Annotated in this window: 13 protein-coding genes; 7 read left to right on the top strand and 6 right to left on the bottom strand. The window is 56.5% G+C overall.

All coding sequences use genetic code 11. The annotated features are described in order from the left end of the window. Positions 1-24 precede the first annotated feature (24 nt). A complete protein-coding gene (locus UH5x_RS19405; protein WP_482633383.1) occupies positions 25-1,200 on the bottom strand; it encodes a methyltransferase domain-containing protein in 1,176 nt (391 codons plus the stop codon). A 406-nt stretch (positions 1,201-1,606) separates the two neighbouring features. Here UH5x_RS19405 and UH5x_RS19400 point away from each other — a divergent pair, with 406 nt between their 5' ends. From UH5x_RS19400 to UH5x_RS19385, 4 genes are all read left to right on the top strand, one after another. Further along, positions 1,607-2,458 (top strand): DUF547 domain-containing protein, encoded by an 852-nt coding sequence (locus UH5x_RS19400; RefSeq protein WP_482633382.1) that lies wholly within the window; start codon positions 1,607-1,609, stop codon positions 2,456-2,458. Positions 2,459-2,631: 173 nt separating this feature from the next. Further along, positions 2,632-4,359, top strand: a complete 1,728-nt coding sequence (locus UH5x_RS19395; protein WP_053061024.1) for an LTA synthase family protein — start codon at positions 2,632-2,634, stop codon at positions 4,357-4,359. A gap of 243 nt (positions 4,360-4,602) precedes the next feature. Next, positions 4,603-5,280 carry an anti-sigma factor family protein gene (locus tag UH5x_RS19390; RefSeq protein ID WP_482633381.1) on the top strand — a complete coding sequence of 226 codons (678 nt, stop codon included), beginning with the start codon at positions 4,603-4,605 and terminating at the stop codon, positions 5,278-5,280. A gap of 44 nt (positions 5,281-5,324) precedes the next feature. Next, positions 5,325-6,110 carry a glycosyltransferase family 2 protein gene (locus UH5x_RS19385; RefSeq protein WP_047812624.1) on the top strand — a complete coding sequence of 262 codons (786 nt, stop codon included), beginning with the start codon at positions 5,325-5,327 and terminating at the stop codon, positions 6,108-6,110. A gap of 25 nt (positions 6,111-6,135) precedes the next feature. Here the strand turns inward: UH5x_RS19385 and UH5x_RS19380 are convergent, their stop codons facing one another. The 3 genes from UH5x_RS19380 to UH5x_RS19370 form a co-directional block, all read right to left on the bottom strand. Beyond that, positions 6,136-6,849, bottom strand: a complete 714-nt coding sequence (locus tag UH5x_RS19380) for a Crp/Fnr family transcriptional regulator (RefSeq protein ID WP_482633380.1) — start codon at positions 6,847-6,849, stop codon at positions 6,136-6,138. Positions 6,850-6,977: 128 nt separating this feature from the next. Then, positions 6,978-7,235 carry an anti-sigma factor family protein gene (locus tag UH5x_RS19375; RefSeq protein ID WP_047812622.1) on the bottom strand — a complete coding sequence of 86 codons (258 nt, stop codon included), beginning with the start codon at positions 7,233-7,235 and terminating at the stop codon, positions 6,978-6,980. A 15-nt stretch (positions 7,236-7,250) separates the two neighbouring features. Beyond that, a complete protein-coding gene (locus UH5x_RS19370) occupies positions 7,251-7,850 on the bottom strand; it encodes a sigma-70 family RNA polymerase sigma factor (protein ID WP_482633379.1) in 600 nt (199 codons plus the stop codon). Between the two features lie 250 nt (positions 7,851-8,100). On the opposite strand from UH5x_RS19370, the gene UH5x_RS19365 reads away from it, so the two are divergent. Further along, positions 8,101-9,264: an AAA family ATPase gene (locus UH5x_RS19365; RefSeq protein ID WP_482633378.1), complete on the top strand. Its 1,164-nt coding sequence runs from the start codon at positions 8,101-8,103 to the stop codon at positions 9,262-9,264. Positions 9,265-9,414: 150 nt separating this feature from the next. Here UH5x_RS19365 and UH5x_RS19360 read toward each other — a convergent pair whose 3' ends face one another. Then, positions 9,415-12,012, bottom strand: a complete 2,598-nt coding sequence (locus UH5x_RS19360; RefSeq protein ID WP_482633377.1) for a serine/threonine-protein kinase — start codon at positions 12,010-12,012, stop codon at positions 9,415-9,417. Next, the gene (locus UH5x_RS19355; RefSeq protein ID WP_482633376.1) at positions 12,009-12,614 is read right to left on the bottom strand and encodes an RNA polymerase sigma factor; all 606 of its coding nucleotides are present in this window, start codon (positions 12,612-12,614) and stop codon (positions 12,009-12,011) included. Before UH5x_RS19355 ends, UH5x_RS19360 begins: the two co-directional genes overlap by 4 nt. A gap of 85 nt (positions 12,615-12,699) precedes the next feature. On the opposite strand from UH5x_RS19355, the gene UH5x_RS19350 reads away from it, so the two are divergent. Beyond that, a complete protein-coding gene (locus UH5x_RS19350; RefSeq protein WP_150122467.1) occupies positions 12,700-12,993 on the top strand; it encodes a hypothetical protein in 294 nt (97 codons plus the stop codon). 86 nt (positions 12,994-13,079) lie between these two features. Further along, positions 13,080-14,303, top strand: coding sequence for a S8 family peptidase (locus UH5x_RS19345; RefSeq protein ID WP_482633375.1), 1,224 nt, complete (start codon positions 13,080-13,082; stop codon positions 14,301-14,303). Positions 14,304-14,312: the final 9 nt, after the last annotated feature.

Raw genomic sequence — 14,312 nt, 5'->3', positions numbered from 1 at the left:
GCGGGAGACGGCCATCGGCACAAATCAACAACAAGGCTCTTCGCCGCCGCAGTTGGACGTCGCATCCGTGGTGGCGTGATATTCGAGACCTTTCGTTTCACGCGGGTGACGGCGTGCATTGCGCCGGCAGTCGAACGGCGTCGCATCTTCCAAGGGCACCGCTTCGCGAGGTTCGATCGCGTCAAACAGATTGGCATACGGCGGTTGCTGAAGCAGGTGATAGGTTTTGTCGCACACAGCCATCCGCTCACCGCGAAAGTAGGTGTGACCATCATCATCCTGCACCTTCTTGAAAGGCCCCCGATACGAAACCGCTTGCCCACGTTCCAAACAAGGACCTTGCTTTCCCTTGTAGGCCACGACCGTCACCGAACGGAACTCGATTCCCTCCACCGTTCGCCACGGTTCACGTTGTCGTTTGACGATCTCGATGCCATGAAAGCCAGCTTCTTCAAACGCTTTCAGAAATTCGTCTTCTCGAAACGCTCCGGTGATGCAACCCGACCAAAGCTCTGGGTCTTGCTGCAATCGTTCGGGCACGGATTCGTCGCTGACGATGTCGCTGATGGCGGCCCGCCCACCGTTCCGCAAAACACGAAAGATCTCGCGGAACAATCCTCGACGATCTTGTTGCCGGACGAGATTCAAAACACAGTTGGAGAGCACACAGTCAACCGATTCATCAGCGACCAGTGGTCGTTCGCGACGCAAGCGTTCTTCCGTGTGACGAAGAGCGAGATAGCCCGCCGGATCGCTGACCGGGTTGCCTGACAATTCCTCGGCCAACAGATCCAAATCCAGTGCCAAGTCCTGAATCAAACCATAACGAAAGTCCACGTTGGCATACCCGAGTTTCTCCGCCACAGTTGGTGCATGCTTTCGAGCAAGCCCCAGCATTTCGCGGTTGCAATCCACCCCGATGACTTGTCCCCTAGCGCCCACGGCTTGAGCCGCGATGTAGCACAACTTGCCACCCCCGCTGCCCAAATCCAACACCGTTTCTCCTGACCGAACATACGGTGTCGGATCACCGCAACCATAATCTCGTTCGATAATTTCCTCAGGGATCACCTTCAGCAAATCAGCCGAGTAGGTCACCGGGCAGCAGAGCGCTGGCTCGACAGCCTGAGCAGCAGCGGCGTACCGCTCATACACCGATGACTCGGTGCCCTGGGTTGCGTCCAACAATGTCGCTTTCATCGTGCCGACTTCCTTTCGGATGCGAGTTGCAGTTGCCACGCTCAACAAGAGCAGGCCATTCGCCGAGGAAGACGGTGACGCCCGAACTTCCTTACACGATCCAGAAAAAGATTTCCTACGGTCGCTCAGGTTCATCGCAACCCCAGCCCATCGAGGACCTCCCAACTCACCCCGTCTTCGGTGGGTGCATCGTCTGGCCTGACAACAAAAGCCCCATCGGTCTCGGCGACGACATGCCATCCAAAGCATCCCCGACCGTCCTGTTGGATCGAAGTGTGGTGACTCTCACAGACACACGGGGATTCCGATGCCATTGTGGGGCGGACATTGGATTCCAGTCGTCATTCCACGGGACATGGCGATCTTGGAATTCGCCTCAGCCCCCTCAATGAATGGAGTCCTTCCGATGAAAAAGTCAGTGCTGTTGTTCGCCTTCTTCACCATGGCGACGATCTTGTCCACCGAAAACAGCTTGGCTGGAGCCAAGGTGAACGTCGGACAAAACGTTCCGGCACGGCAGCAGATCTCGATGGACGACATCACTCCCAGCCAATGGGATGCCTTGCTGAAGAAATACGTCAATGAGAAGGGCGAGGTCAACTACGCGGCCTGGAAACAATCTGCGGAGGACATGCAAACCCTGGATGCGTTCCTCTCTCATTTGTCATCCGCCAACCCCAACGCGCAGGCGAGTGTTCCCGCCAAGTTGGCATTCTGGATCAATGCCTACAACGCGGTGACCGTCCGAGGCATTCTCCGAGAATACCCCACCACCAGCATCAAAAATCACACCGCAAAACTGTTTGGCTACAACATTTGGGATGACCTGCTGTTGACGGTTGGAGGCCAGTCGTTTTCGCTGAACCAAATGGAGCACGAGGTGCTACGCAAAATGGGTGAACCGCGGATCCACTTTGCAATCGTCTGTGCATCTCGCGGTTGCCCGCGACTGCTGAACGAAGCGTACACCGCCACTCGCCTGGAAGCACAATTGACTACCAACACCAAAGTCTTCTTCGCCAACCCCAACAACTTTCAGTACGATCCGGCACAGCAACTGTTTCGGTTGTCTTCCATCCTCGACTGGTTCGGCAGCGACTTTGGCAGCGATCAAGCGGCCCAACTGCGCAGGATCTCTCCCTACCTTCCGTCTCAACAGGCAGCCACCGCGGCGGCGGCAGGCGTCGGGACCGTCCGGTACTTGGACTATGACTGGGGACTGAACGACCAAGCCTCCTCATCCAACGCACGCCGTTGACCATTTGGCTCGGGTGAATCCACTGATGCGTGTGGGGTCCGCTCGGGACCACAACGATCCTAGGATGCATCACGCCTTCCCACCTCCACTTGGTTTCTCGCCGCCTCGCCAATCCGACGAGGCGGGGCACGGACCTGGCACCGTTTCTCAGCGCAAGAACTCAGAGCACAAAATTGACGGGCGAATCAACACAAACGGAGGAGGCAACATCCAAGCAGGACTTTCGCCTGTTGGTCATCCTCGCAGGGTGGTCGACTTGCCTTTACGGAATCATCGCGATCCTGAGCTGGCAATTCGACTTTGACAGCATCCCGACCGATCGCCCGATCGTGGCCGTGCTTTGCCTGTTCGCGGTTGGGTTTGCGTGCTACCTCGGAGCGATTCGGATTGCGTGGCGCCCCCAGTCGGATCCACGGACCCTCCAACTCATCATCGGCTCCGCGATCGTGTTCCGTGTCGTGATGCTGTTCTCACTGCCAATTCAAGAAGTCGACATCTATCGCTACCTGTGGGACGGTGCGGTCAGCACTGCCGGTGTCAGTCCTTTTCGCTACAGCCCTCAACAAGTCCGGCTTACCGAATCTTCGCCCCAAGAGGAGAACGCTCTCCGGCGACTGGCCGAGATGCGAGAGGAAGATCCAGCAATAGCAGAAATTTTGCACCGAGTGCATTTCTCTGAACTGCCGACGATCTACCCTCCCACCAGTCAAGCGGTGTTTGCCGCGGCCAATCTCACGACGCCTTCCTCCTCGTCGCTGCTGACGCGATTGTTTGTCATGAAGGCATGGTTCATCGGATTCGACCTGGCAACCTTGCTGGTCGTGATAGCACTCCTGCGTCAACTAGCACTCCCCACCGGGCTGTGTGTGATCTATGCCTGGTGCCCGTTGCTTTTGAAGGAGGTGGCCAACAGTGGGCATTTGGATGCCATCGCAGTGTTCCTGACAACACTGAGCGTGTACATGTTCGTCCGCTGCCTCGGCTGCCAAGCGGTCCCTGAATCCGGCCGAAGATTGATCGATCCAGGACGGTTGAGTTACGCCGTGCTCGCGGGCGTTGTGTTGGCATTCGCGGTCGGTGCGAAATTGTACCCCATCGTTCTGGCACCCCTGATCCTGCTTGCCTTGGTCCGTCGACGAGGCTGGCGTTTCACGCTCGTTCCCGCAGCCACCTTCATCATCACAACCCTGGCCTTGCTTTCGCCAATCGTCCCCTCCCAACCAGCGACTGCCGGTGAATCACAAGCTCACGATCCCAGTCTCGGCGTCGTGACGTTTCTTCGGCGATGGGAAATGAACGACTTCCTGTTTTTAATCGTCATCGAGAACCTGAAACCAACGGCACAACGAGGGCCACATGAAACCGCATGGTTCACTGTGATCCCCGAATCGGCTCGCGAATCGATGGTGGACTCAGTCAGCGCACAACTCAACCTGGCTCCTGCCGAAGTCCCGTTCCTCATTTCTCGTGCCATCACGGCGACGATTTTCATGATCATCGCCGTCACGTTGGCATGGCGATCGACGCCCCAAAATCCCAAGAGTTTCTGTGAGTCCGCGTTCCTGACCATCGCTTGGTTTTGGTTGCTCTGCCCGACGCTGAACCCCTGGTATTGGACATGGGCTCTGCCCCTGCTGCCGTTCACCCGAAGCCGTGTGTGGCTCGCGCTCAGCGGCCTTGTGTTCCTCTACTACCTGAGATTCTGGCTGGACGCTCACTTCCCAACGACCGCGGTGCTTCGTTCCCCTTACACCGGAGCAGCCTTCTTTGATTTCGTCGTCACCTGGATCGAGTTTGGTCCCTGGTTTGTGGCCTTGGCCATGGGGTTTCTGATTCGGTTCCATCTGAAATCGACACGTGCTTCCATCCTCCCTCGGCGAACGCGTTGTCAATCGCACTGAAGCGACGGTTTCGGTCGGCCAACCCCACGCCCGGAATGCAAATCCTCGCCACCCAGCGAACGATGAGCAGCAGCTCTCCTGGCCATTCAGAAGGTTCCCTCATGACGAACCGTGGTCAGCAAACCACTTCCACCGCAATGCGGTCAGCAAACCACACACAGTGGAGACTCATTGTCGATGCTACGCAGCCACGCATGAACCAAGTCCCTCGCTCCTGTGAGATTCTGCACAGACGCCTGTTCGATGCGCGGCGAGGATTGCAACAGCCGCTGGAAGAGTGATCGCTCTCAGGAAGGCTCCCTGCCACACCCCACACCATTGAGGAATGAGTTCATGGTCCGCCAAGACAGAGCCCGCCCAAACGCCGAGTCGTCTTCCCAATGGGGCGTATGCGCAACAGGTACGCTCAGCGATTTGCAAAATCAACTCGAAGCCGCACGATGGCGCAAGACCCGAGTTGGCATTGGCATTCCAATCGCCACCGTGCTGCTGCTCGCGATCAGCGTTGGGACCGCCCGTGAATCCGTCCGTTCATTCCGGTCAGAAAAACCAATTCAAGAGTTTCATTTCGAAGGGATTCGATGCAGCGAATTCCAGGCTTCCATGACTCAGTTCGCTGCCAAACAACTTCCACCCGCCCGACACAACCAGCTCAACGCTCATCTCCAACAGTGTTCCGCTTGCCAAGCCGAACTGAATGCAATGCAAGCGACCAGCACGCCCATCGCAAAAAAAACAGAATCGAAACAATCCAGCCATCCGTTCCCAAACTCACAGATCCCTGCTTGCTTCCAACTTAGATTGACACTCGCAGACCACAAAGGTCAGTGGTCCAAAGGTTGCACACGTTCCTCGGTTCATGCCATTCAGCATGAGTGTGACGGACCTCACAGAACTCAACTTGCCCGCCTGCGAGGATGAAGCGATCTGCAATCAAACACATCCCCATCGCCTAAGCTGAGAAGATGAACGAGCTCGACCGCTACCTGCGAGAATCGGTTTGGGTCGTCATCCCAGCACTCAATGAAGAAGAATCCATTGGACTGGTCTTGCGTGACTTGCCCTGCGTCGCCGGCGTGATCGTGGTCGACAACGGTTGCACGGACCAAACGGCCGTCATTGCTGAGCAAGCCGGTGCGTTGGTGGTGCGGGAACCGCAACGCGGGTACGGCGCGGCCTGCCTCCAGGGTCTGGCAAAACTGGACGCCATGGTCCGTGAAGGCAAAGCGAACCCCCAATCGGTTGCCTTCGTCGACGCGGACTACAGCGACCACTCCGATCGCTTGCCGGAATTGGTCCGTCCGATCGCAGACGCGGACGCGGACTTCGTTCTTGGATCCCGACTGCTGGGCGAACGCGAACGAGGCGCCATGCCTCCCCAGAGTGTTTTCGGAAACAAACTCGCCTGTTTTTTGATGCGAGTGCTGTTTGGCATTCGGCACACCGATCTTGGCCCCTTTCGCGTGATCGACTACCGCCGTCTCGGTGAACTCCAGATGCAAGACCAAAACTTTGGCTGGACAATCGAAATGCAAATCAAAGCCTCGAGGCTTGGGCTGCGTTCGCTTGAAATCCCAGTGCCATATCGCACTCGAGTTGGCACCAGCAAAATCAGCGGCACTTGGAGCGGCACCTTCAAAGCGGGATACAAAATCCTGTTCACAATCGCGAAACATGGCTTCCTGCAGCGTTCGAGCTTCCCACGGGTGTCGCTCCCGAAATCCGCGATGCCCTGCTCAACCGAACGTTGAGACAGCTCGCATTTCGTCCCCGCGCTCAGCACGCCCCCATGTGCGTTGGCGTTTTGCGGTGCACGGACTCTGCCAATCGATCAGCTTGAATCAACGTGATGCGTTGCCGTCCCAAGTCGACCATCCCCTCCGACTTCAATTGACCGAGCAAGATGGTGACGGTTTCGCGAGTGCTGCCCATCAAATTCGCGATTTCTTGGTGAGCGAGTTTGATGCGAAGGTGAATGCCCTCTGAATTGCGGATCCCAAATTGCTCCGCCAGATCCAGCAACAGATGAACCAAGCGATCTCGATTGGAAAGAAACAACAGGTTCTTCAAACGCCGTTCAACGCGATGCCGACGCAATCCGATCATCTTTGTCAAAGCAATCGAAACATCGTGATTGGCGACCATCAACTCTTGAATCGCGGTGGCAGGGATCATCACCACCGTCGACTTCTCCACCGCTTCGACGTATTCCTCCCGCTGCTCCGCTTCGAAAAGAACCAGCTCACCAAACAGCTCACCCGGCTCAACGAACGCCAGAATGGACTGCTTTCCATCGCTGGTCAGGTTGCAAACCTTGACCAGCCCACTGGCCAGCAAGAATACGCAGTCCGCGGCCTGGCTCGGCAGATAGACAGGACTCCGAGCGCAAAATGCTCGCGACCGACATCGCGATTCGAGTTGCTCCAATTGGCTTGGTTTCAGCTTTGTGAACAGCTCATTCGTTTTCAAATGCCAGATTTGCTGCGGCACGCTGGTCCCCTCTCCACCAAGTTGCTTCGGCCGACCAAGTCACACGCTATGACCTGATGCTCGCGAAGTTCCTCGATAGACGAGCCAACGTGCGTTTCCTTACAGAAAAAAAATTCCCCGCTGAGTGCCTAACCTCGCGATTTCATGGCGTCCACGATTCGTTGTTTCGCGGCGGCGGACAACTCCACCGTTTTGGACATCTCTTGATCAGGCGAAGGCTCGGGTTGCTCGGAAAGTCGCTCTCGAAGGACCATCTGGTCACGGCGAAAGGCGGAACAAAGCCGGCACATGCGCAGATGAATCCAAACCGAAATCCGCTGCCCAATGGGCAAGGGACGGTCGAGCGATTCCGACACGAGTTGGGAGACTTCTTTGCACGACAACATGACGGCCCAGTTCGGCTAAACCTTTTCTTGAAGCCAACGCACTTTGATGCAATTGGCGAGACGAAGACGTGCGCGATGCAGCAACACCCATAGATTCGACGCACTGATCTCCAATTCCTTACAAATTTCTTCCGTCTCCAGTCCTTCCAGCTCTCGCAGCTCGAAAACCCGGGACTGACGGTCAGGCAGTGAGTGAAGACACGTTTGAAAAACAGGCCAAAACTCCTGCCGATCAACCGCATCAAGTGGCTCCAGCAAGGTTTCCCGGACATTTGGGTTCCACTTCCCACTGCGATCAAAGAACGTGTCCCGTTGATCGATCGTGCCCGGTGTATCTGCCTGCCCCTCTGACTGAGCGGACCGGTTCCGTTGCCGGACGAAGTCAATGATCTTGCGTTTCAGGATCCCCATCAGCCAACCCTGCTGCGAACCAACACCAGAAAACTGGTCCTGATGCTCCAACCCAGCCAGGAATGTTTGCTGCACAACCTCCTCAGCAAATTCCGGATTGCGCAGCCGCGACAGAGCATAGCGAAACAGAGCGTCGCCATACTCGTTCACCCAAGCCGACGGATCGCGACTGAGGTTGGGATCGGGCAATTCAGATTGTTCCATTCGATTCCAAACACGAGAAAAACACTTCGGACGATCCTAGCAGAAACGTCCCATGCTTCTGTGAGCAATTTCACAACTAAGCCTGATCAGGTCAACGCCTTCCAGTCATCGCCTACGCACTTTGCGGGGCAATGGTCTGGCACGTCTTTGTGCGTCCCGTCGAAGAACGCGATCTTCAGATTCGGTTCGGGGCAGACTATCATCGCTACCAGAAACACGTCCGACTCTGGATCCCCACGGTGCCTTTCTCTTGATCCACCGCATTGCAATCGCCGGCTACCGTTCGATCCGCTCGCTGACCGTGCGACTGGGTGAGTTGACGGTGGTCACCGGGCCAAACGGAAGCGGCAAAACCAATCTGTATCGTTCGCTGCGTTTGATCGCTTCCGCAGCCAATGGCAACCTCAATCAATCATTGGCGGAAGAAGGTGGGTTTGAATCGGTCCTTTGGGCTGGCCCAGAGACGATCCCCAACGAAATGAAACGGGGTGAGGTTCCCGTTCAAGGAACTCTGCGAAGAAAACCCATCGCATTGAAACTCGCCTTATCCGCCGATCCGATGAGCTACTGCATCGACCTTGGGATCCCGGTTCCCTCCCAGTCCATGTTCGATGGTGACCCTGAGATCAAACGCGAATGCATCTGGACGGGGCCGATGCCGGACGCCAGATCGCTATGCGTTGATCGCAAAGGAGCGAACTTGCGATGCCGATCGGGGAAAGGCAAATGGCAAGACATCGACTTGCACTTGTCTCGTGGGACAAGTCTGATGACCGAGTACGCTGATCCTTTCGCGGCTCCCGAGATCATCGTGATGAAGGAGCAGTTGCGAGGATGGAGATTCTACGACACATTCCGATGTGACTCGCACGCGCCCGCTCGACTGCCATCGCCTCAAACGTTCACTCCGGTGATGGCCAACGATGGATCCAACTTGGCCGCGGCACTGCAAACGATCCGCGAGATCGGCGACAGCCACATTGTCGAACAAGCGATTGAAGAAGCCTTCCCTGGTTCGGAACTCTACGTGCAATCCGGCGAGAGTGGCATGCAAGTCGTGCTGACTCAACCTGGCATGCTGCGTGGTCTCACGGCGAGAGAATTGTCTGATGGGACGCTTCGGTATCTGCTGTTGCTGGCCGCATTGTTCTCACCGCGACCGCCGGAGTTGTTGGTGTTGAACGAACCCGAAACCAGCTTGCACCCGGACCTGATCGGACCGCTGGCAAACATGATCTGCCGTGCCGCCGAGCGAAGCCAAGTCATCGTTGTCAGTCACAATCAACATCTCGTCGAACGACTGGAACGGGATGACATCTGTGTGCCGGTGCGTCTGAACAAGGAGACGGGTGAAACCATTGTCGAAGGAGCCGACTTGCTGAGCCAGCACGGATGGAAGTGGCCGGCGCGGTAGGCGTTGCCTTTGTGGGTGGATGACGCGGCAGAACGCTTTGTTGATTCGGTGAGATCGGGTGCGAATTGACGGGCGTCGTGGAACAATTGGGGACAATTGTTCTACATTTTTGCGGGAACTCGTAGGTCCGACGCTCAACTGAACCCAACATCACTTCGGTTCAAAATCTGCCCGAAAATCATTCTCTCCTGAAAAGACCTCCGACACTCGCTCGAAAACACTCTTCGTGCCGGATCGAATGAGGACCAAACCAACCCCCAACTCAAAATCAAGATTCAGCGGGCTTTCAGACAGCCCCTCAGCGACTTGAATTTCCTGTTTCTTCCCCTTCATTGGTGGCCGCGTGGGTTCAACATCCTGATCAACAACCGTGATCGACAAATCATCCACCCAAAGGCGACCAGCCCCAGAGAGAATCGCACCAAACGTCAGCACCGATGCATCCTTGGGAACGTCCAAAACGATTTGCACTTCCTGCCAGTCATTGGTTCCCTCGATTCGGCGAGACTGCATGTTGTCGAACGCGACTGTCCCACGCTCGGCAGAATCGACTCGCAACCACAAGCCGGCAGCCTCCGTCTTGTCTGTCTTGATGAAACCGCTGAAACGGATCCGCTTTCCGGTGTACTCGGAAGCTTGAATCGCTTGGACGATCGTCCCGAAACTTGGCTGCCACGATTGACTGGTGCTTTCCAACGACGCACTGAACTCACCAGAGTGTTTGACTGACTGATCAACTAGCACTTGGTACCCAGCAGGACCGCCTCCCCAGTGCATTGGGAACCGATTCTCGAGTGGGTCGGTTGACTTAACATCGCCGTCATTCTCCGGTTGATTGTGCTCGTTGTCCCGATACAGCTCACTTCGATTTTCCTCAGTCATTTTCGCATCTCCGATTGTCCTCCTTTCGCCTGTTTCTAGATCCTTCAGGTGAAGATCCACCGTGTCCCCAGGAAAGTGATTCATTTCCCAAAGCAACTCGACCAAGTCCTCACTCAATCGCTTTTTCCATTTACGACCGTAAAGTGCTCGCGATTGCAGAACAAGGTTTGCGATGGTGAACTGATCCACACCTGACAGCTGATAGGTCTTGGACTCAAATTCAACCAAGACTTTTCCGTGGTCATATTCCATCCGAGTGAACGGAGAGATCTTGGGCGGTTCTTTGCCTTCCATTCGCCAGTCGCCCGCGCTGGGTCGATCGGAGGCTTCTGATGCAAGCAACGCGATCCTTGCCACCTGTGTCTCGCCACGTTGAATGACGACGGACTGGTCCAACACCTCGAACCCGTCCGCTTCACCGGCGATCTCGATCACGTACTCGCCCGCCTTCACTTCGACGGATGCACCGTCGCTGGTCACGGTCAATTCCTCAACAACCTCGCCTCCTTTGCGAATCACAATCGGCACGTTTGCGTCTGCGGAGCTTTCGATCCGGAGTGTTCCCTGGTCGGTCTGCAGGATGATGACGGTCGCGGTCCAAGCGAAGAAACCAAACATCCCGGCGGCAAGAACCCAAGGCAGCTTGCCATTGAAACGCCCGCCGATGCCGGAACGACTTGCCAGCGTCTTGGCTTGTGGTGCGGACTCAGGTGCTCTGGCGTTGGCCGGATCCAGCAAATGAGCTTGCCAAGCTATCAACAACTTAGCGACTTCCGAAGAACTTTGGTAGCGTAGGTCGGGATCTTTGCTCAGCAATCTCGCCACAATCGTATCAAGCCACTCGGGAACATCCGAGTTGATTTGTCGAAGCGATCTTGGTTGGTCGTTGCCAATCCGGTTGAGAACTCCCATCGTCGTTTCCGCTCGAAACGGGCTGCGACCAGACAACATGAAGTGGATCACACTGCCCAACGAAAACAGGTCGCTGCGATGATCGATCGAATCCCCGTGGGCTTGTTCGGGAGACATGTACTGCGGCGTTCCCGCGATCACGCCACTGCGAGTCATGCTGGCGTCGTCTACCGCTCGAGCCAAACCGAAGTCCGTGATTTGGACTCGCTCGACGCCATTTTCCAGCAACACGTTGGCGGGTTTGATATCGCGATGCACCAAACCTTGCTCGTGTGCAGCGGCCAAGCCATCGGCGATCTGCGACGCGATGCGGACCGTTTCGATCAACGACAACGGCCCGTCGCGATCGACTCGTTGTTGCAGGCTCGGGCCATCCACAACCGGCATGACCAAGTAGGGCAGGCCATCGTGTTCGTCGACCGTTTGAATTGGAACCACATGCGGATGAACCACCGCCGCGGCACTTTTGGCTTCCCGCGAAAACCGTTTGCGGGCGGCGGCGGACGTGGCCAGTTCAGGTGCGAGAACCTTCACTGCGCAGCGACGGCCGAGTGACGTGTCCGTCGCTTCCATCACGATTCCCATCCCGCCGCGGCCAAGAATTTGATGAACCTCGAACCGTGCAAAACGGCCGATGGATCCGGGCGCGTCGGAAGGCTGAAGGAACTGAATCCAACTCGAGCGATCCTTGGCTTCGGGCTCGAATTCAAAGTCGTCCGAGCGGTGTTCGCCGCCGTTCGCAATCGGCTCCCGAAGCAACTCGCCGACTTCCTCCCACGTCACGTCATCGGTGACCAAACGCTCCACGTGAGCCTGACATTGCTCGCAGACCTCGATGTGCTGGGTGACCTCTTGCGTGTCCGCGTCCAAGCGGTCGTGGAGATAATCGTTGAGCGTTTCCCGATCGTAGTGAAGCCCACCGTCGTGCTTCTCATCTCGAATGCGTGCGATCATGCTTCCGTCTCCCACTGACCAGAAATTGCTTGAGCTTCTTGTTGCAAACGAGCCAACACGCGGCACTTTGCCATTCGCACGGATCCCTCGGACTTCCCGAGCGATTCCGCGACACAGGAGATGGATTTGCCCTCGACGGCCGTCATCCAAAAGGATTGCCACGTCGCGGGTGCCACATGCGGTTGCACACGATCGGCGGCGAGTTGGAATTGCTGACGACGCAGTTCGTGGTCGAACAAGGTGGCTGTTTCGTTCTCTCGTTCGGGTTGCTGCATCAACCACTGTTGAACATGACTGTCACCCGATCCGACCGGTCCCTTGGAACGCGTCAGATGATTGACGACCAAGTTGCGAGTGATTTGGAACAACCAAGCACGAAACGAACCGCTACCACGCGACTCGAACTTGGTCAGCGACCGTCGCACCGCCGCGAAAACGTCTTGCGTCAAATCTTCCGCATCCGCGTGCTGCAACCCTTTCGCCAAGGCGACCCGAACCACCAGCGGCCGATAGATCGTGACAAACTCCGTCCAAACTTCTTCCGAAGTCGGCTCATTCAGCTTGCCAATCAGCGACGCTCGTGTTTCCGGACCTTGCGACATTCGTTTCTCCTACCAGCCAAACACAGCGTTTCGAGATTTGTCACATGCAAATCCCGAAAGTTGACTCATCGACCAGTGAATGTTCGTGCAGCACATCGAACATTGGACCATCAAATCACTCCTGATTGGCGAGTTTGGATCGTTGAACTCGACGCTTTGCAGGAAGCGTTCCGAAGCGTTTTCTCGGACGAATCGTCGTTCGGTTCTCTCAACCACGGTTGAAATCGATTGGAACCTGCTGCATTTCCATGTTGATAACCAAGGCGTGAACCAGCAGCTTTTGCTTGCACATCGAAAAACGAATTTCGATCAGAAAAAGTTTGACCATCTCGTATCCCAAGCGTACAGTGAGTGGGTAGCAGACCCCTCTGCGGGGTGAACATCCGTCCGCTTCGGTCTTTCGATTGGGACGCGTGTCACTTGTGCCTGGGCTGCCTTTCAATCACGCAAACGGGAACAGGCAAAATGAACGGTGATCAGGGGCAAGCAGCAAGTTTCAAGGACGCTTACGTGGTGCTGAAAAACATGGCACCTCGCGTGGGTGATCCCTTTTCGGTGCCGGCAACAATCTCGGAAGCCTCGTTGGAAGATCGAATCTCGATCGACACGGACGAGATGACGATGCCAGAAGTGGTCCAACGAAGTCAGGAGCGAAACGTCCAAGCGATCGCTCCCGTGATGCCGATGCGGTTGATTGAACCAGTGGCATCGGTCGCCGTGAATGGACTCGATCCCCAAACATCCGCCTCGTCCGGCGGTGCGACCTGGGGCATCGAAGCCGTGCGGGCAACGTCCAGTGCCTTCACTGGTGAAGGAATCACCGTCGCGGTATTGGACACTGGCATCGATGCAGGGCACCCGGCATTCGCCGCCACGTCCATCACTCAACGTGACTTCACCGGAGAGGGCGACGGTGACAACCACGGTCACGGAACCCACTGTGCGGGGACCGTCTGTGGCAATCTTGTCAGCACACGCATTGGCGTTGCCCCGGGCGTGAGTCGGTTACTGGTTGGCAAAGTGCTTGGGCAATCCGGCGGAGCCACCAACTGGATCGTCAATGGCATCCTGTGGGCGATGGAAGAGGGTGCCAATGTGATCTCGATGTCGCTTGGCACGGACTTCCAACGATATCGCGAGAACCTTGTCGCTCGCGGGATCCCAACCTTGGCAGCGACCAGCATTGCCTTGCAGGGATACCGAGCCAACGTTCGGCTGTACGACAGTCTCGCCAACACCATCCGTGCTCAGCAATCCTTCCGTCCGTCGGGATGCATCGTTGTGGCGGCGTCCGGGAATGAAAGTGCTCGCGACGGCAATCCCGCCTATGAGATCGCAGCCGCACCGCCATCCAACGCGGATGGCTTCCTTTCCGTGGCCGCGATTGGACGCAATGCCAATCACTCGGGATTTGAAATTGCCAGCTTTTCCAACACGGGAGCCAATGTCGCGGCTCCTGGCGTGGAAGTGGTTTCGGCTTGGCCTGGTGGTGGACTTCAGTCGCTCAATGGAACCAGCATGGCGACACCGCATGTCGCTGGTGTGGCGGCGTTGTGGGCTCAAAAAGCTCTTCAACAAACCGGTCGCATCCATGCCGGCGATCTGATGGGAAAACTGGTCGGCAATGCCTCGATTCCGACTGGACTGACAGCTGCCGACGTTGGGACCGGATTGGTTGTCGCCCCTTGAACTCTCCCT

This window comes from Rhodopirellula sp. UH5, from assembly GCF_056839225.1.
This window is presented reverse-complemented; position numbering and strand designations above follow the sequence as displayed.